Annotated in this window: 12 protein-coding genes; 7 read left to right on the forward strand and 5 right to left on the reverse strand. The window is 41.6% G+C overall.

Features of this window, described 5'->3' with window-relative positions:
* Positions 1-4 precede the first annotated feature (4 nt).
* Positions 5-970 (forward strand): CE1 family esterase, encoded by a 966-nt coding sequence (locus DI060_RS16550; protein ID WP_108978024.1) that lies wholly within the window; start codon positions 5-7, stop codon positions 968-970.
* Positions 971-993: 23 nt separating this feature from the next.
* Here the strand turns inward: DI060_RS16550 and DI060_RS16555 are convergent, their stop codons facing one another.
* Entirely contained in the window at positions 994-1,842 is an 849-nt protein-coding gene (locus tag DI060_RS16555; protein WP_108978025.1) for an SDR family oxidoreductase, read from the reverse strand.
* A 125-nt stretch (positions 1,843-1,967) separates the two neighbouring features.
* Here DI060_RS16555 and DI060_RS16560 point away from each other — a divergent pair, with 125 nt between their 5' ends.
* The gene (locus tag DI060_RS16560; protein WP_108978026.1) at positions 1,968-2,864 is read left to right on the forward strand and encodes an AraC family transcriptional regulator; all 897 of its coding nucleotides are present in this window, start codon (positions 1,968-1,970) and stop codon (positions 2,862-2,864) included.
* A gap of 42 nt (positions 2,865-2,906) precedes the next feature.
* A complete protein-coding gene (locus DI060_RS16565) occupies positions 2,907-3,959 on the forward strand; it encodes an Lsa36 family surface (lipo)protein (RefSeq protein ID WP_108978027.1) in 1,053 nt (350 codons plus the stop codon).
* Positions 3,960-3,968: 9 nt separating this feature from the next.
* Here DI060_RS16565 and DI060_RS16570 read toward each other — a convergent pair whose 3' ends face one another.
* Complete coding sequence (locus DI060_RS16570) at positions 3,969-5,399, reverse strand: glycogen synthase (RefSeq protein WP_108978028.1); 1,431 nt, start codon at positions 5,397-5,399, stop codon at positions 3,969-3,971.
* Between the two features lie 70 nt (positions 5,400-5,469).
* On the opposite strand from DI060_RS16570, the gene pckA reads away from it, so the two are divergent.
* Both pckA and DI060_RS16580 read left to right on the forward strand, forming a co-directional pair.
* On the forward strand, positions 5,470-7,062 hold the full coding sequence (gene pckA, locus DI060_RS16575; protein ID WP_108978029.1) for a phosphoenolpyruvate carboxykinase (ATP): 1,593 nt from the start codon (positions 5,470-5,472) through the stop codon (positions 7,060-7,062).
* A gap of 224 nt (positions 7,063-7,286) precedes the next feature.
* The gene (locus DI060_RS16580) at positions 7,287-11,891 is read left to right on the forward strand and encodes a beta strand repeat-containing protein (RefSeq protein ID WP_209452062.1); all 4,605 of its coding nucleotides are present in this window, start codon (positions 7,287-7,289) and stop codon (positions 11,889-11,891) included.
* A gap of 1 nt (position 11,892) precedes the next feature.
* On the opposite strand, the gene DI060_RS16585 is transcribed toward DI060_RS16580, so the two are convergent.
* Positions 11,893-13,524: a TPM domain-containing protein gene (locus DI060_RS16585; protein ID WP_244594460.1), complete on the reverse strand. Its 1,632-nt coding sequence runs from the start codon at positions 13,522-13,524 to the stop codon at positions 11,893-11,895.
* On the opposite strand from DI060_RS16585, the gene DI060_RS16590 reads away from it, so the two are divergent.
* Both DI060_RS16590 and eat read left to right on the forward strand, forming a co-directional pair.
* Positions 13,523-14,035: a hypothetical protein gene (locus tag DI060_RS16590; RefSeq protein WP_108978030.1), complete on the forward strand. Its 513-nt coding sequence runs from the start codon at positions 13,523-13,525 to the stop codon at positions 14,033-14,035. The two genes, DI060_RS16585 and DI060_RS16590, sit on opposite strands and share 2 nt — an antisense overlap.
* Positions 14,036-14,089: 54 nt before the next feature.
* Positions 14,090-15,391: an ethanolamine permease gene (eat, locus tag DI060_RS16595; RefSeq protein ID WP_108978031.1), complete on the forward strand. Its 1,302-nt coding sequence runs from the start codon at positions 14,090-14,092 to the stop codon at positions 15,389-15,391.
* An 8-nt stretch (positions 15,392-15,399) separates the two neighbouring features.
* On the opposite strand, the gene DI060_RS16600 is transcribed toward eat, so the two are convergent.
* Both DI060_RS16600 and DI060_RS16605 read right to left on the reverse strand, forming a co-directional pair.
* Positions 15,400-16,224 (reverse strand): LA_0442/LA_0875 N-terminal domain-containing protein, encoded by an 825-nt coding sequence (locus DI060_RS16600; RefSeq protein ID WP_135355084.1) that lies wholly within the window; start codon positions 16,222-16,224, stop codon positions 15,400-15,402.
* 33 nt (positions 16,225-16,257) lie between these two features.
* A complete protein-coding gene (locus tag DI060_RS16605) occupies positions 16,258-18,357 on the reverse strand; it encodes an adenylate/guanylate cyclase domain-containing protein (RefSeq protein ID WP_108978033.1) in 2,100 nt (699 codons plus the stop codon).
* Between the last annotated feature and the right edge of the window lie 6 nt (positions 18,358-18,363).

An 18,363-nucleotide genomic window follows, 5' to 3' on the forward strand; every position in this document is an offset into this window, starting at 1 on the left:
AATTTTGCAATCGCTTCCGCGAAGAAAAATAATTTGGCTTATTTGCTCCACCATACTTTTCATTGCCATTGGTGTTGCCTTTAGCATCTTTCGATGGAATGTTTTCAATCCATTAAAAAAAGAACAGATTGAGATAGATGGCATCCTGCGGGAATTCTATTATCATGTACCAAACAAGCTAAAGGACCATCCCAAATTGATCTTTGTGTTACACGGCTCTGCGATGACAGCAGGCCAAATGCAATTGGTAACAGGCCATCTATTCGACCAGAATTCTGACTTGCACCAAGATAGTATCATCATTTATCCTCAAGGTTACCAAAAGTATTGGAATGATTGTCGTGCATCGGCAAAAACAAAGGCAAAGCTTCAAAACATTAACGAGTTAGAGTTTTTCCAAGCCATGATTTCGTTCTTTAAATCAAAGTACTCCGTTTCCAATTCTTTTCTCGTTGGTTTTTCCAATGGCGGCCACATGGTCTTTCGGTTTGCATTGGAAGCACCTGAGCTCTTTTCTGCCTTTGCTGTGATTGCCGCTAACTTACCTGTCCCAGAAAATAATGAATGTAAGGAATCCAAAAAACCAGTATCTCTTTTGTTGATCAATGGAACAGCAGACCCCGTTAATCCATTTAATGGAGGTAAGGTGGTTGTTCATGATGGAATCGATCGTGGCATTGTTCATTCCACTTGGGAAACCATCCTCTATTGGCGAAATCTTACCGATTGCAAACAAGATTCTGAAGGCGAATATCCCGATATCGAAGTCTCAGACCAATCTTCTGCAAAGATACATTCCTTTTTATGCAAACGGTCGAAAGAAAAAATCCGACTCATTGAAGTGATCAATGGTGGCCATAACATTCCCAACCCTACCTTTTTCTTTTGGCCAAAGAAGCAGGTTGGAAATGTTAATGAGGACCTAAATGTTCCAGAAATCATCTATGACTACTTCCGTGAGTGGAAATAAATTCTAAAGACCTGAGATTTCCTTTATTTCCACACAGACTGGTTGTCAGAGGCATACTTGGCAAAGGAAATAGCATCCGAACCAGTTATGGATTTGACAGCATCATTTACCAGGGCTGCCTGGCCTTCTCGCAAAACCCCTGCTATATATACCAACATATCCGAATATTCTGGACTTAGACCGGCACTCACTAGTCCTTTTTTGAACTCTTCTGGTGAGATATTTACGTACTCGATATTTTTCCCAGTGACCTTGGAAATTTCTTTGGCTATTTGGTTGTGGTCCAAAGCTTCCGGTCCTGTCAGGGTAAATGCCTGGTTGTTTTGCCGATCCGATGTGAGAAGAGCTGCTGCCGTTTTTGCAATATCTCTAGTGTCGATGAAGCTCGCTTTTGCATCTCCACCTGGAAAGAAGATTTTATTTTGGGAGAGGATGCCACCGATCCAATAGGTTTGGAAATTTTGCATAAACCAATTCGGCCGGAGGATATTCCAAGGGATTCCTGAAGACTCCAAAAACAACTCTAGCTTTCGGAAGGGAGTTTCGGGTGGAGCATATTCGATACCCATTGCTGTCATGAGGACAACCTTTTTCAAACCGTAGGATTTTGCTGCTTCTAACCAAGGGCCTAAAATTTCGTGTTGGTTCATATGGCCTGGTGGGGACAAAAAGAAAGCAGCCTCAACTTCTTTCAATACCTCTGTGCCTTTGGATGGATTCTTTGCATCTGCATACACCCATTGGAGTCCGGCACGCTTTTCGCCCTCTTTCGGCTCCCGCGTTCCGCCCAAAACTTCTACTCCTTTTTCCGTGAGGAACCGGACAACGTCCGAACCTACACTTCCCTTTGCCCCATACACAAATGCTTTCATTCAATACTCCTATATAAAAGTAATTGTAATCTAAAAAAATAGACTGTCTATGGTTTATAGTATATATTTTTTATCCAAACGTATAAAAGTATCGACATTTTTAGATATTTAGCTAAAATTTGGGTATGGATATACTCTCTGATATCATCAGCCAAGCTTCCTGGAAAACGGATCTACTCAGCAAAGGCAAACTCTACGAATCTTGGGGCTTTCGTTTTCCTTGTGATAGGAGTGGAGGCTTTCATGTAATCACGCAAGGTTCTTGTTATGTGAGGTTTTCTGGCAAGGACTTGAAATTAGAGAGAGGCGATTTGATCTTCATCACAAGAGGTATCCACCATGAACTACTTTCAGATCTAAATGCTAAAGTGATGGAGATCCAAGGCTTTTTGAAAGAAAAACGGCAAGAAGACCCTAGCCAAAAACCCATTACTACTTTTGTTTCCGCAAGATATGAAATTCCAATTGGTCCCGTTCATCCCTTTTTTACTGAATTGCCTGACTATATCTTAATCCCAGCAAGGGATATTGAATCTCATCATACTTTGAGTCTCGCATTGACTATGTTATCTGCTGAGCTTGAAAAAGATTTGTGCACTGATTTGATTGTGCAAAGATTAACGGATATTATACTATATAATATGATTCGCTTTTGGATGGAGACACAAATTGTAAAAGAGCCAGGATGGCTTATGGCATTACGAGACCCGGTGGTCATCAAGGCTCTAGAAGAACTGCATAAATATCCAAGCAAAGATTGGACAATAGCTACTCTGGCAAATTGTTTGGGAATCTCTAGGGCAAACCTTGCCTCTCGGTTCAAAGACGTTTTGTCCATTCCCCCCATGGAATATTTGGCAAAACTAAGAATGGAAAGGGCCAAGGTTTTGTTTAAAGAAAACCAAAGGACTTTAGAAGAGATTGCCCTTGAAGTAGGTTATGCTTCTGCTTTTTCATTTAGTAAAGCATACAAAAGAATCTACGGACAGTCTCCTGCCAAAGAATGGAAAAAAGTCAGTTGATCAATAATACAAAAGTTATACGAATAGTCTTTTTACATTCAAATGCGAAAAAGATTTTTCTATCTAATCTTCATCATCTTTTGGTTCCCAAAAAATCATCTTTTGGCACAAACTTTTTGTTTGGGAGAAGAATGTTCCAAAATTTCTAGTGAAGTCTTTCTTGCTGGCTTTTTGGTAGACCCGCTTCTCGAAAGAGTCTACACCAATGACTTCCTCTCGGCTATGGGGCAAAGTGCCGTGCTACAAAACATCAATTCTTCGATGATCGGTGGGACCCCCCTCTTGAAACGGAGAGTGGGATTGGGTTATTCGGCGGCCAGGTCAAGGTTTACAAGAGAATATGTTGTGGAAGGCACAGAACTGCGTGAACTTCCAAATTTGGGAGTTGCTAGTTCTCCCAATCTATCCTATGGCCTTCCACTTTTCCATTTCTTTCCAGATTCGCCTTTTTTGAGCAAGGTCTCAGTCCAATTCCATTTCTTTCCGTACGCTCTATCTGAGACAAACATTCCATTCCTAAAGATACGCAATACCGAAGTAGGGGGGAAGGTTTGGAATGCTGGCATAAGCCTACGTTACTTTCCTGGAGCCAATCTAAGTGCAGATTCGGATACTCCCTTCCAGGGTTTTTCGTTTGGTTTGGGGCTGTACCATACCAACCAAGAGGTCTCCCTATATGCTTATGACAGAAGGCCAACCCAATTTAATTTGGATGGAGACCGTAGACGTTGGATAGGGATCAATGACCTCAGGTATGATTCAAGGATCTTGAGTGTATCAACGGACATTCGTTATACGCTCTCCTTTGAGAACCTTAGTTTATATGCGGGGCTAGGCGGGGTCTACAATTCTGGCAAGATTCGCATTGAGGCCAATCGTTATGCGGCTATATCACTAGCTAGCAATCGCGACGACTTTTCCAGTGCTCCCAGTTTTGTTGGCTTAAATCTCCGAACTGATTTTGCATTGAACAAGGCTTTTTTATACGGAACCTTGGGATTGCAATACAAATGGTCGGACTTTGGTATTGGACTTGAATACCTACGAAACCAAACAACCGAGTCGGCAAATGTAGCGGTTCACTATTACTTTTAATTGCATTACTTATAGCTTTGATTGGAGAGCTTTCTCATAGACTGCATCATACTTAGTTATCCTCTGTCTCCATGAAGAATCAATTAGCATGATTTTCTTTTGTAACCTTTGAAGTTTGGGGCTATCCTTGTACAAGGTGTACGATCTCTCCAAAGCATATCCTAAAGAGCCCACATCTCCTGGCTCAAAGACAATGCCTGTAAATTCATGCTCTAAAGGGGATTCAAATACAGTATCCCTGAGTCCACCTACCCTTGACACGATAGGAATGCTACCGTAGGCTTGGCTATAAAACTGATTTAAACCACAGGGTTCAAATAAAGAAGGCATCATAAAGAAATCAGAGGCGGCTTCTATTCTCCGGGCAAACTCTTCATGGTATCCTTTGTAGAAATAGATGCGATCCATTTGGTGGTGGGATAAATGGAACAATTCATTTTCCAAACTTTCCTCGCCTGCACCCAGAAAGATAAAATAAAAAGGTAAATGAGTCCTTTCTTTGAAAGCTTGTAAAAAGGTTGCATAGCCTTTTTGGTAGGTGAGCCTTCCGATAAGCCCTATGAGTGGTCTATCTTTCGGAATCCAAGGCCTTCCTATCCATTCATAGAGAGATTCTTTGTTTTTTTGTTTTCCTGCACTCAGATTCTCTGGATTGTAATTTGCAAATAGATTGGGGTCGATTTCTGGATTCCATTCTTCGCGATCGATACCGTTTAGAATACCTGAATAGTCTAGCTTCCGTTTGTTGAGCATATACGATAAACCAAATCCATTCGGTTCTGTTAGTGTTTCATCACGATAACCTGGACTAACGGTTGTAATTTGATTTGCAGTTTGCAGTGCAGCTTTTAAATAATTCACTTTGCCATTGTGTTGGTAGGACTCGGGAAATAATTCAAAGGGTATTTCTTTTAAAAAACCTGTCATCCAGAGCGGATGGTCTCCTTGGTAGGCTAAATTGTGAATGGTAAAGACAGTTGGCAATCCTCGACTTGCATTTTTGTGGAGGGCACACACAAGTGCTGAGTGCCAATCATGTGCGTGGACCAAATCAACTTCCAGATGAAGGCTTAAGAAAAAACAAGCGTATGAAAAAATAGCAAATCGAAAGTGTTCTTCAGGATTGGCATAGATGGATCTGAGCTTAGAAAAGACCGGTGAGTCTAGAAAATAGATCTTCACCTTTCCGTGTTTTGCTTCGCGGAAACAGGATTTCTGGAGAATCTCCGATAGATTCCCAGCCCCCAAATCCATGGGCGGACGGATCGGGATACTATGTCCTGTATACTTGGGGTTTTCTTTTAAGCCCTCCAAAAGAGGTAGGGCAACCGAAATTTCCTTTGCATTGGATTGTTCTTTGGAAAGAGAGGAGAGCATATCTGACAATCCACCCATTTTGATGTAGGGAAAATATTCGGCACTGCAATGGAGAATCTTCATATTCTATTATTGACACCGACTCGCAAATTGAGAACCTAGAAAAACACAAAGTGAAATCGAGGAGAAATCCATGTCAGTATCTACCAATCTGCGTGGCCTTGCGGAACTAGGCCTAAAACCATCTGAAGTCTTCCATAACCTATCCTACGAGGAAATTTACCAGCACGAAATTAATAACAAAGAAGGTGTTGTATCTGATAACGGCACGATGATGGTTGATACCGGAATCTTTACAGGTCGTTCTCCTAAAGATAAGTATTTTGTGGATGAGCCTTCTTCTACCAATAACATTTGGTGGGGACCTGTGAACACAAAAGTGTCTGAGGCTATTTTCAACGAACTGTATGCGGAAGTCGTGAAATTTTTAGACAACAAAAAGCTCTACGTTTTTGACGGACACGCAGGTACAAACAAAGACACTCGGATTTCTCTCCGTGTCGTAACAGAGCGCGCTTGGCAACACCACTTCTGTACAAACATGTTCCTCAGGCCTAACAAACAAGAATTAGAGAACCTCTTACCAGAATTTACAATCATCAATGCTTCTGGTTACAAAAACGCAAAGTACAAAGAGCACGGTCTCAATTCTGAGGTGTTCGTGATCTTCCATCTCGCTAAGAAAATCTGTATCATCGGTGGAACAGAATATGGTGGAGAGATGAAGAAGGGAATTTTCTCTGTCATGAACTATTACCTTCCGCTTAAAAATGTGCTTACGATGCATTGTTCTGCAAATGTTGGCGCCAAGGGAGATTCCGCTCTTTTCTTTGGTTTGTCCGGAACTGGCAAGACCACTTTGTCAACAGACCCCAACCGACGACTCATTGGAGACGATGAGCATGGTTGGGATGACAATGGAATTTTCAACATTGAAGGTGGTTGCTACGCAAAGACCATCAATTTGGATCCAAAAACAGAACCCGAGATCTATGCAGCGATCCGTAGAGATGCCCTCCTAGAAAACGTAGTCTATGATGCAGCAACCAAAAAGGTGGACTATAGCTCTGCGGCAAAAACGGAGAATACACGTGTATCCTATCCTATTTACCACATCGACAATATCCAACCAGATTCAAAGGCTGGCCACCCAAACACAGTGATCTTCCTCACCTATGATGCCTATGGAGTGTTGCCTGCGGTTTCCAAACTGAGCATAGAACAAGCGATGTATCACTTCTTATCTGGGTACACTGCAAAAGTTGCTGGTACAGAAAGAGGTGTGAAAGAGCCGCAAGCTACTTTCTCCGCTTGTTTTGGACAAGCCTTTATGACTTTGCACCCGACCTATTACGCAAAGTTACTGGGTGAAAAAATGAACAAACACAAAGTGAACGCCTATCTCATCAATACGGGACTTGTTGGTGGAAAGTACGGAGTTGGCAAGAGGATGAACCTCCCGGCTACTCGCCAAATCATCAATGAGATTCTCAATGGAAACATTGAAAAGTCTGAATTCGAAAAGCACCCAATCTTCCAAGTGTCTTTCCCTAAGTCTGTGGAAGGCGTAGATGCTCATATCCTCAACCCACGAAATGCATGGGCGGATAAAGAAGACTACGATAAAACAGCAAAAGACCTAGCGAAACAATTTGTTGAAAACTATAAAAAGTATTTAACAGGTTCGAAAGAATTTGACTTCAGTGCTCACGGTCCTATCGCTTAAATAGGATCTCTTCGGAACGAGAGACTGGCATACAAAAAAGGTATGCTGGTCTTTTTTTTGTACTTCTCCTAATCTTATCCTTTCCTTTCTCACTCTGTAGTTCTTGCGAAAAGACTTGGAAAAAGCTGCCGATGATTAGATCATAGGGTGCTGTCTTCCTTTTCTCAATTCCTGAAACAAGGGAGGCAAAAACGAACGTCCAATAAAGGTATGGAAGGGGAACAATGAAAGGCTTCTTAAGACTCTTAGTTTGCCTTTTCCTTTTTTTAAATTCCTGCCGGACAGTTCGGAGTTTACCTTTCTTTTTCTTCGCAGATTTTAGCGATCCCAATGGTCGATTGATCGTTGATACAGATTCCAATTTATTTACCTCAGAATCAGGTAGGCAGACAAATCTTTTTGTCCGCCTCAATCGCTCTCCTCAAGGAACCGTGCGGGTCGGACCCATCCAAGTCTCAGATTCTACAGAAGGCCAGCTCCTTTCCGAAACCTTCCTCTCTTTCGATTCTTCGAACTGGGAGAGCTTTCAATCGGTAACCTTAAAAGGGGCCGATGATAGCCTAAGTGATGGAAATGTCACCTATCAAGTATCATTTGGTAATTGGGAAACAGAAGACAATAGTTTTAAAAACCAAGCACTACCTGTTGTTTCTGTCGTGAACACTGATGACGAAACTTCTGGAATTGCTGTCAGTCCTAGTACGGGTCTACTCACCTCAGAATCAGGAACCCAAAGTAAGCTAAGCTATGTCCTGCAAACAAAACCAATGAGGACAGTTACGATCACAGGATTTACATCATCCAATACCAATGAAGCAACTCCACAAAACATAAGTTTAACGTTTTCTCCCGACAACTGGGATGTTCCTCAATCGATCATGGTTACAGGAGTTGATGATTCCACCATTGATGGTCCGCAAAACTATATAATATCCGCTGGTCTAAGTACCTCCGCTGATCCTTCCTACCAAGGGAAGTCCGTCCCTGTTGCAGTGGGAACCAATACAGACAATGATGCGGCTGGTTTTACCGTTGTTAGTCTAAATACCAATACAATTACAGAAGCCGGAGCATCCACTTCTTTCTTAGTGGTTTTGAATACCATTCCTACGAGCAATGTAAATATTTCATCGATGGTGGCAAGCCCCGCCACGGAAGCGGTGGTCTCTCCTTCTTCCCTCACATTTACACCCTCAAATTGGAATGTAGCCCAAGCAGTCACTGTCTCTGGCCTCGATGATTTTGAAGCGGACGGAAATCGTACGGTGACTGTGGTTGTTTCTACGGCTAGTTCAGGCGATGCAAATTACAATGGTCTTGCGGGGCCGAGTTTCCCTTCCATTACTAACACTGATGATGACACTAGAGGTATTCTCCGTACGCCGAGTACGGGAAATACAATCTCGGAGAATGGAGGATCGCAGATTTTTTCCATCCAATTAAACTCTAGACCTCCCGCCGGGACAACAGTCACTATTTCTGGAATCTCCAGTTCAAATCCGAGTTTAATTTCCGTGACACCTGCCACTCTTGTGTTTGATGCAAGCAATTGGAGCACTCCGCAAACCGTAACAGCAAGTGCTATCAACAACCAGATTGATGAAGATACTCGCTCGGTAACTGTTTCTTTTGGAAGTATCGATACGAGCTCGGGGTCTCGGGATCCAGGCTATGATTCTGTGGCCATACCTTCCTCTGTAAGTTTATCGGTAACAGATGAGGACACAGCTGGGTTTACGGTCACACCGGTATCTGGTCTTGTTGTAGACGAAAACGCAGGTCCCATTAGCACAACCTTTACCGTTGTATTGCAGTCTCAACCCACCGCAAATGTTTCGATACCATCCATTGTATCATCAAACACCTCTGAGATAACGGTTTCTCCTTCAAACCTAACATTTACAACTTCAAATTGGAATACTCCCCAAACAGTAACCTTAACATCTGTTATTGATGGTACCTTGGACGGAAATATTGCAGTCAATATCACCTTAGCCTCTGCAACATCAGCAGACCCAAAGTATTCTGGTCTCACTCCGTCTTCTGTCAGTGCTACTAATATTGATAGTGGTGCACCACAGGTCATCTTGCAGAACATTTCTTCCGCATTGAACTTACCAGAAGATGGGACATCAACCATTACATTTGAAATTAAGTTAGCTATCCTTCCCGGTGCGAATGTTACGATCGGTCCCATTGTGAGCTCAGACACAACAGAGGCAGTGATCTTAGATAGCAGTGGAAATCCAACAACGTCAAGAACCTTGGTTTTTGATACGACGACCAATAATGCAGCTGGATTTACTGGGAGCAATTCAAGTGGAAGTTGGAATATGGCCCAAACCATCACCATACGTTCCGTAGCCGATCCATTTGATGACGGAGATTTACCAGTTGATATCAACATTCCTGTGGCATCAGGATCATTTTATGCCGGTTTACGTCCAACAACTGTTATATCAGGTTATACGCCTGGAACAGGAAATCTACGCTTGCATGTGATCGACAATGATACAAAAGGTTTTTCGATATCGAGCACAACTGTGTCTGTCACGGAAGGTGGTGCCAATGGAACCTTTACCGTTGCACTAACAGCAGCCCCTTGCAATACACCTGGCAATTTAGCAAATTGTACGGCAGGCTCCATTACAATACCATTGAGTTCCGAAACATTTACCGCGCCCGATTTTACACAATATACATTTTCACCGTCCAGCTTAACTTTTGACCAAACCAATTGGTCAACAGCCCAGACAGTGACGATTGTGCCTGTCGATGATGCAGTGGATGAGATTGCAACAAGGTCACATACCTTGGTATTGGGTGCTGTAAGTGCTTCCGGCACTGATTTTGATGGCTTCGACCCAAGTGATGTCACCATACAGATTTCCGATAATGACAATCCTACAGCAAGAGTTACCTTTGCTCTTAGAACGGGCTCACAGGCATTCACCGCCGAAAATGGCTTACGCACTACCTACCAAATTCAACTCGCATCACAACCATTAACTGGAAATTCTGTTTCAGTGACAGTCGCAACATCTGATAGCACTGAGGGAAGTATTTTGATATCCACCTCTCCCGATGTTTTAGCTAATTCGAATGTTTATACCTTTACAAGTGCAAACTGGAATAGTCCAGTCGATGTCGTGATTGTTGGCCAATCGGATGCCGATACTTCCAATACCGCCTACAACATCACGGTGGGTTCAGGATCTGAGACGGGAAGTACTGCCTCCTGGTATACGGGATTTACTGGGGCAACAGGAACTACAGCAGCTCTTATCAATTATGATGTTGGATCCAATCCCATTACGGTTGCGACGCCTGCAAGTATGACAATGGCGGAAAACGCGGCCGCCTTCAATGTTTTTGTGTTTTTATCTCAGGCACCTACGAGCAATGTCACAATCCCGGTGAGCCGAAGTACAAGCTTTCCCTGCAGGCTTATGACTAGCCCATCAAACGTAGATCAGTTCAGTATCAGTACGACTTTGATTACGATTACACCGGCTAACTGGAACCAATCTGGTACACACAATCGAATTACCGTCACACCAAATAACGACCCAGTAAACGATGGGAATATTTCCTGTCCGATCCAAATTGGTTGGGATGGAGCCTCAACCTACACAGCTTCAGCGGATGCATTTTTCAATGGCTTTGATCCAACAGATCCAGTCTTAACCTTAAATGACAATGATACAGCTGGTGTGGTCAGTTCCAACCTGACGCCAAGCCCGCTTGTTACCTCTGAATCAGGAGCGAGTGCGAGCTTCGGATTAAATTTAGCATCCCAACCGACAGCAAACGTGACAGTATCTCTAACTTCCAATCCTAGTAGCATCGTAAATTTTTCTTCTACAAGTTTGACTTTCACTCCTGCAAATTATACGACAGTACAAACTGTAACCATTACGGGACAAAATATCGGGACATCTGGTGACCAATCCTATACAATTTCTCCAAGCACAACGACAGCAGAAGTAAGTACGGGTGGAACAGGTGCTAGGATCTATGATGGCACTCTCACCATCGCCTCACTTTCTGCTACCAATCGAGAATTATTGTATGATATCATCCCCTGCACAACGGCAGTTGCTATGTCGGCATGCGGAACGAGCGCAAATGCAAGTGGTGGACTTGTGAGTTCACCCAGTCTCGTTACAACAGAAGCTGGAGGTGCAGCAAGATTTCAGATACGATTACGAGCAAGGCCAAGCTCCACTGTCAGCTTTACGATCAGCAGTTCCAATACAAATGAAGGCAGTATCTCACCTACTAGTATTAGTTTTACGACAGCCAATTGGAATACCTACCAAGAGGTGATCATAACAGGTGTGGATGATTCGGTTGTAGATGGAACGATTGCCTACCAAATTAACTTTTCTACCTTAAGTGGTGGTGGTACTGGATTTAACGGTAGTTCTTTACCTTCTGTTTCTATTAGCAATACAGATAATGACACTGCTTCCGTGATCGTAAGTCCAACCGCAGGTTTGGTCACAACCGAAGCAGGTGGAACAGCACAATTTACGATTCAATTGAGTAGCCAACCTACAGCATCGGTCACAATCCCCCTGACTTCCTCAAACTTGACAGAAGGAACCGTTTCGCCTAGTACACTTGTCTTTGATGGAAACTGTCCAGGGGCAAATTGTTGGAGTACAGCACAGACTGTCACGATCACTGGAGTTGATGATGCTGTGCCTCTGAGTGGCAATGCGAATTACCAAATCATCACAGGGGACATTGTGTCGACAGATCCAAACTATGGTGCGATCACTGGAACATCAATCCCTGATGTGTCCGTGACGAACCAAGAGTAGGTCAATAACTTCCTCCAGACCCACCCCCGCCGGAACTTCCTCCTCCAAAACTGCCTCCAGAGGAGCCGCCACCCCCACCCCCACCAGAACCACTTCCTGAACCACTCTTTCGGATCTTTGGAATGGTTAAGGTCTCTACTTTTTCAAAGCCACAGTGTTTGCATTGTCTCTCAACCTGGACCTTTCCTGAGGATGATGTCGTGGCCTTGCTGAGTATTTTACTTTTTTTGTGAAGAAAGGTTTCAAACTTACACTCTGGGCAGACCTTTATTTTGGGAAAGGATATCCCTTTCTGTATATAGGAAGGGTCAATATTGCGAAACTTTAATACTTGAATCGAGTTGCAGTTGTTACACGCCCAAACATCGTAATCAATCGAATCAATTTCTTCTTCAGCAATTTGACCACTTGAAAGATATTCATTGTCAGATATTTCATTTAGTAGAGACATTGTTGAGCCACATTTTTTGCAATCTCTTGGCGTCTTTCGTATCTCTTTCAATTGAATGGCCAGTCTACGGAGACGGATTGGGTTGATAATCGTGTGGAGGATCACATAAAGAAAAACCGAGACAACAATGCATGGGAAGATAGAGGATTCACCGAAAAAATAATGTATGGTGAAAAGAAGTAAAAAAACTGGAAAAGCACCCAGTAAAAGATACAACAACGGGTTTACTTTTAGAATAAAATAGTATTTTGCATTTGGGAAAGGCAATCGTTCGAAAACCTTTTGGATGAAAAATACAATAGCCGCTAAGAAGACATACCATTTTAGAAAGTTATATTTCCATTGGATCTCGTTTGCTTTTCTTTGTTCTTCCTGAAACTGGTATCTTTCTTCCGAAAGGCGGATCTCATCGTCAGTTAAAAAATAAGCGGGGATATCTTGGGTGTTTTGGAGAATCTTTTCCAATATTTCCTTTTCTTTGTCGGAAAGGGATGTATAGGATTTGTTTCCAAAGTCATAATAGTCTGATCTCTGGTAGGTGGGATCGGATTCGTAGTCAATGTCTGGTGTCTCGGAGCTGAGGAGTTTGTCCACCTCTCTCTCAGGGTGTTGGAGGGCAGATACAAGAGCAAGGGCAGTCTCTAAATGTCCCTTTGAAAACTCATCATTGCCAAAGGCAGGAAGTGAATATGTATTGATGATCCGTTTGACCTTTACATCTGGTAGATCCCCTTCTAATCCGTAGCCTGTTTCAATTTCGATCCGCCTTTGGTCGAGTACGTGTAGAACCAAAATGCCATTTTCTTTTCCCTTTTTGCCTATGCCCCAATGTTTGAACAAAGCAACAGCAAAGTCCTTTGGGACAAAGTCTCCAATACTCTGGCAAATTACGATGGCAATTTCATTACCAGAACGGCTTTCTTCTTCTTGCAGTACCTGGTTGATTTGGTCTTTATTCTGTAAAACATTCATGGGATCAGAAACCCAGGAACGGTCTAAGGTTTGGGGGTTGGGAATTTGGGTGACAGCCTCATCTAAACTTGCAGATGTTCCTTGGGGCTCACAGGCAATCAATAGAAGCAGTCCAAGGGAAAATAGGAACAACCGGAATGACAAGGGCAAATGTCGGTATGGCAAAAATACTGTGTGACTTTTCAACATTGATTCAAAACGAGAGATCATGTTTTTAGTTCCGAGCCCGTATCATTACGATCTTTATGAAGAGTTTGTCCAGGAGAAAAAAATATACCATTTTTGGAAAATATTACTCTATGGAAGCGGATGGTTTTGTTTTCTTTTTTATATTGTCTTGGTATTCGGCTACCATGTTCGAGAGGCCAAGTTCTTCCTTCTGGATGTTTTGGGTTTGTTACTTCGTTTTTCTGGAATCGTTTTGTTTAAACAATTTGAGATTCCCAAAATTCTTTTGTATTGTCTCGACAAGGATCCTTACTTGCATCGATCTGCATGGAAAACTTTTCGAAAACATAGAGAGGAAATCCTTTTCCATTTTTTTACGCTCTGGAAAGGTAAATTTTTCCAAAGAGAATTACTGCAAATCACAGAGGAAGAATTAACAATTCGACTCACACAACTTACGCAACGACGTTACAATTGGAAGCGGATTTCCCTATTTTATTTTTCTTCCTTAAGTTTACTCATCATTTACATTCTAAAAATTTTACTGGGTTAATCGTGTTTTCTAAATTTACTTTCTAATTTCCTCTCGCTTTCCTTAACTGGGTTTATGCAAGAACAGGAAACAAAACTACACAAATCTTTGGGACCACTCCATTTATGGGGAATTGCTGTCGGACTTGTGATCTCTGGTGATTATTTCGGCTGGAATTTCGGTTGGGGCACAGCGAGCTTTTGGGAATTTGCATTAGCTGTTCTGTTAGTTGCTCTTTTTTACATCTCCTTTGCCTTAAGTTTTACGGAACTCTCGGCTTCGATTCCACATGCCGGTGGTCCTTCCGCATATGCAGAGCGGGCTTTCGGCAGACTTGGTGGGCTTGTTTCTGGATATTTTGTATTCTGTGAATTTGCGCTGGCTCCGCCTGCGATTGCCTCAGCTCTCGGAGGATACTTTCATTTTTTGTTTCCCGAGATTTCGATTCTTTCTGCTTCTTTACTCTTTTATATTCTTTTAGTTGGCATCAATCTCTTGGGAATCAAACAATCGGCATCCTTTGAATTGACAGTAACTTTCCTCGCTGTTTTTGGATTATTACTCTATTTAATTGCCTCATTTCCTTTCTTTTCCTGGAGAAATATTCCGGAATGGCAAGGTATAGGAAGTATCTCATGGAAGAGTTTGTTCTCTTCGATTCCATTTGCCATTTGGTTCTTTTTAGCTGTAGAGGGGGTTTCTATGGCAGCCGAAGAAGTGAAAAATCCTCAGAGAGACATTCCCCTGGGTTATGCGGCTGGGATTCTGACTTTGATTCTATTTGCCTTTAGTATTTTTTTTGTAACCGCCGGTGTTGTACCCACAAGTGAAATCGCAGACAGTGAATACCCTCTTTCCTATGCATTGGGAAAGTTGTATGGAAATGGATCGCTTCTTACTCGCATATTTACTTTTATTGGACTCTTTGGTTTGATTGCATCATTATTTGGAATTATCTTAGGATATTCTCGTTTGGTGTACGCTTTGTCCCTTTCTGGGTATCTACCTAGGTTTTTAGCAAAAGTTGACAAAAAACGCCAAGTCCCCTCCCTTGCAGTTCTTTCCTCTCTCGCAATTGGTGTCGTGTGTATTATCTTAGGAGATACTTCACAATTGGTCACGGCCAGTGCCTTGGGTGCTTGTGGAATGTACGTTCTGAGTATGCTTTCATTTTTTCAGTTACGGAAAAGCCAACCGATGCTCAATCGTCCTTACCAAACACCTCTTTATCCTTATTTACCAGCAATGGCACTGATCTTAGGACTATTTGCTTTTTTTGCAGTATTCGTAAGTGCAATTCCCATTGCCATGTATATGTTTTTGGGATTTTTGGTTTGCCTTGTCCTATTCTGTCTAAATGGGAGAATGCAAAAATAGATTGTTTACTATTTTCTTTTATTTAACTGCTGTAAGTCGGACTCAAGGTCCTGTAAATCTTTTTGTTCTTGGATTTTTTCAATTTCGTCCCATTGTTTGGTATCCGATACCTGTCTATCTTTGATTCTTTGGATATCGAGATCAGAGAGAAGGTGATAGCCTTGGCCATCACAGGTTTCTATGATAAGTGTCTTTCTTGTAATCGTTGTGAAGAAGGCCCCGATCGCTGTTACCAAGATATCCATGTTAGTTGAATATTGTGAAATGCGAATGGGTTTACCATCCTTTGGGATTAAACTTTTTAGATCGGGCTCTTTGAAACGAAAGGATCCAAATAACCAAAAATACTCTGGGTATTCAGAATATTTTTTACAATTTTGGGATAAGTTCGCTAATATGATGGTTTGCTCAGGATTGGGTGTCGCGAGAACAAAAGAGTTTCTGATACTCGAACTGTAAGGATTGGTATTTGAAGGTTCTGATTTTTGGAGATTTGCCAAATACTCTTCTTCCTTTTTTAGTCTTTCTTTTTCCTTTTCTTCCAAAAGTTTCTGTTTCGCAAGCTCTCTTTTGGTTATTTCTTGTTGTCTGATTTTTTGCTCTTCCTCTTCTGAAATATCTTTGTAGACAATCTTCAAAACAGATTTTTTGGGCAAAACGTACTGTTTTCCCTCAATACTTTGCACTTCGACTGTATCGATATTTTGCCCGGTTACATGGCCTTTGATGACTCTGCCTTGTTTTAAAATAACTGTCTCAACAGAGTGTAAAGGTTTAAAAACAATCAGATAAAATAATATAGTGATAAATGTTTTGTGGTACTTGGGTAACAAAGGCGAATCCAATCAAATCGTAAGATATGGAAACTAAAATTCAATATTCTTAAATTGTAAATGTCTTTCACATTCCTTCAGAAAAATACGTGAAACGTTATCTTGTGGGACAGTGTTTAAAATATCCAAAAATCCTTCTTTTGCCTCTTCAAACTCCTGCCTCCTGAAAGCCTCCAAAGCGACAGTATATTCGAACTTTTTTGCAATCAGGGCATCTCTTTTTTCATCTTCATATCCATTGAGAACTTCTACAACGTAAACAGATTCACTTTTACCTTTGATTGCGACTCGATCCAACAAACGATATTCGTAACCTAGGTTTTGGTCGGCTTCAATAAAACTATCCGCGCTAATCACAATCTCAGCACCAAACATTTTTGTAACGCCTTCAATACGGGAGGCAAGGTTTACAGCATCTGAAATGACCGTTCCTTCAAGTCTTTCATGTTCACCCAAAATACCTAAGATCAAGTTACCAGTATGAATGCCTACACCAACTTTGATAGGTTGGTAACCTGATCGGACTCGTTTTTCATTGTAGAGTCTGATTTCGCTTTGCATTTGTACGGCAGCTCGAATGGCATCATCGGGACTATAGGGAAATAAAGCCATAATAGCATCCCCAATGAACTTATCGATAAAACCTCTATTATGGCGAATGATAGGGCCGACCCTTTGTAAATAGGCATTTAAAAAGTCAAAATTTTCTTTTGGAGTCAAGGATTCGGAGAACTCTGTGAATGATCGAATGTCCGCAAACAATATCGTCATTTTCTTTTGTATTTGTTCACCTAATTTTAGTTCTCTGATGTCGGTCTTCCCCAGATATTTCATAAACTCCTTTGGAAAAAATCGACTATATGATTCGTTTAGGCTTATGAGATTTTTAGCAAGGTCTTTGTTTCTCTGGATACTTGCTTTGATTGCCACGCCAAAGGTATTGACCTGCAGACTAACAAAAATGATAACCGCAAGTGGTCCCACATAAAAGCTATGTATGATACCCTCTGCGTGTAAAGTATCATTGATCGATGCTAAAAGAAGTAAAAAAGTCCCGAATACAAGATTTTTGGACTGAGCTCTTTTATTGACGAAGCTATAAAACAAAGCATAAAAAATATATCCACCATTCAAAAGAAAGATAAAAGGATAAACAGAGGCTGTTTCGGTAAAGTAAACGGATGGAAGAAGTAAAATGAGAGTTAATCCACCGGACAAAAGAGAGAAGACACGTGTAATCCTTCTTTTGAAGTCTTCGGGAAAGAGCATGTGGAAGTATAGAGTAAGTATAGGTGCTGTCCAAAACCAGGATAGATATTCTAATCTTAAAACTATAGAGTAGGGCAAGGAGATATAATCTAAAATGATCCTTTCCCCAGTAGTGATATTTCGTAAGAAGATAATGCCAGCGAATGCAAAGATGCCGACAGCATGCATGGATTTGTCTTCAAAGAAATATAAAAGCAAAAAGATAATTGCGACAAATCCAAGGATTGCTGCTACTATACTCTGGTTCATTTTATTCCAAACCAATCTTTGGTTTGCTAGTTGGTAATTGGAAAGGATGATATCATTCCATGCACCGCCTTTCCTATGTGCAAAATTAGCGACTACTAAATCTAAAATGAGTTCTTTTTGTCCTGGTTGTAAAGGAATGATGACGAGGGACGATTTAACTCCAGGAATGTAATCATTTTCATTTTTTCCAACCTGTCCTGCTCCTCCCAAATATTTACCATCAACGAAAATTGCATGGCTCGTATCTTGTTCACCAGTTAAAAGTGCAAGGCTACTAGCCTCCTCACGGATTGGTAAGAGTAGTTTTAATCTATGTGTTCCAAGACCAAAACCATTTAACTTTTGTTTGTTGGGGAGATCAAACTGATTCCAATGAGAAGGGAGAGTGATAAAAAATGGCCTAGTCTCCTCATTGATTTCTTTAGGGAGTAAATATGGATAAAATTTCCATTCTCCTTCTAAGCTCAGTAAGGAGCTGTCTGGGTTCCAATTTCGTAAATCTAGATGCCCACCGACGGCCTTTACGGTTTCAGGCCTCATACCTCCCTTGCAGGAGAAGAAGGCCATCGCCAAAATCGCAAAGAGATAGAAAGAAGTGCCTATTTTTTGGTTCATTTTCCG

It is taken from the genome of Leptospira ryugenii, from assembly GCF_003114855.1.
Classification (GTDB): domain Bacteria; phylum Spirochaetota; class Leptospiria; order Leptospirales; family Leptospiraceae; genus Leptospira_A; species Leptospira_A ryugenii.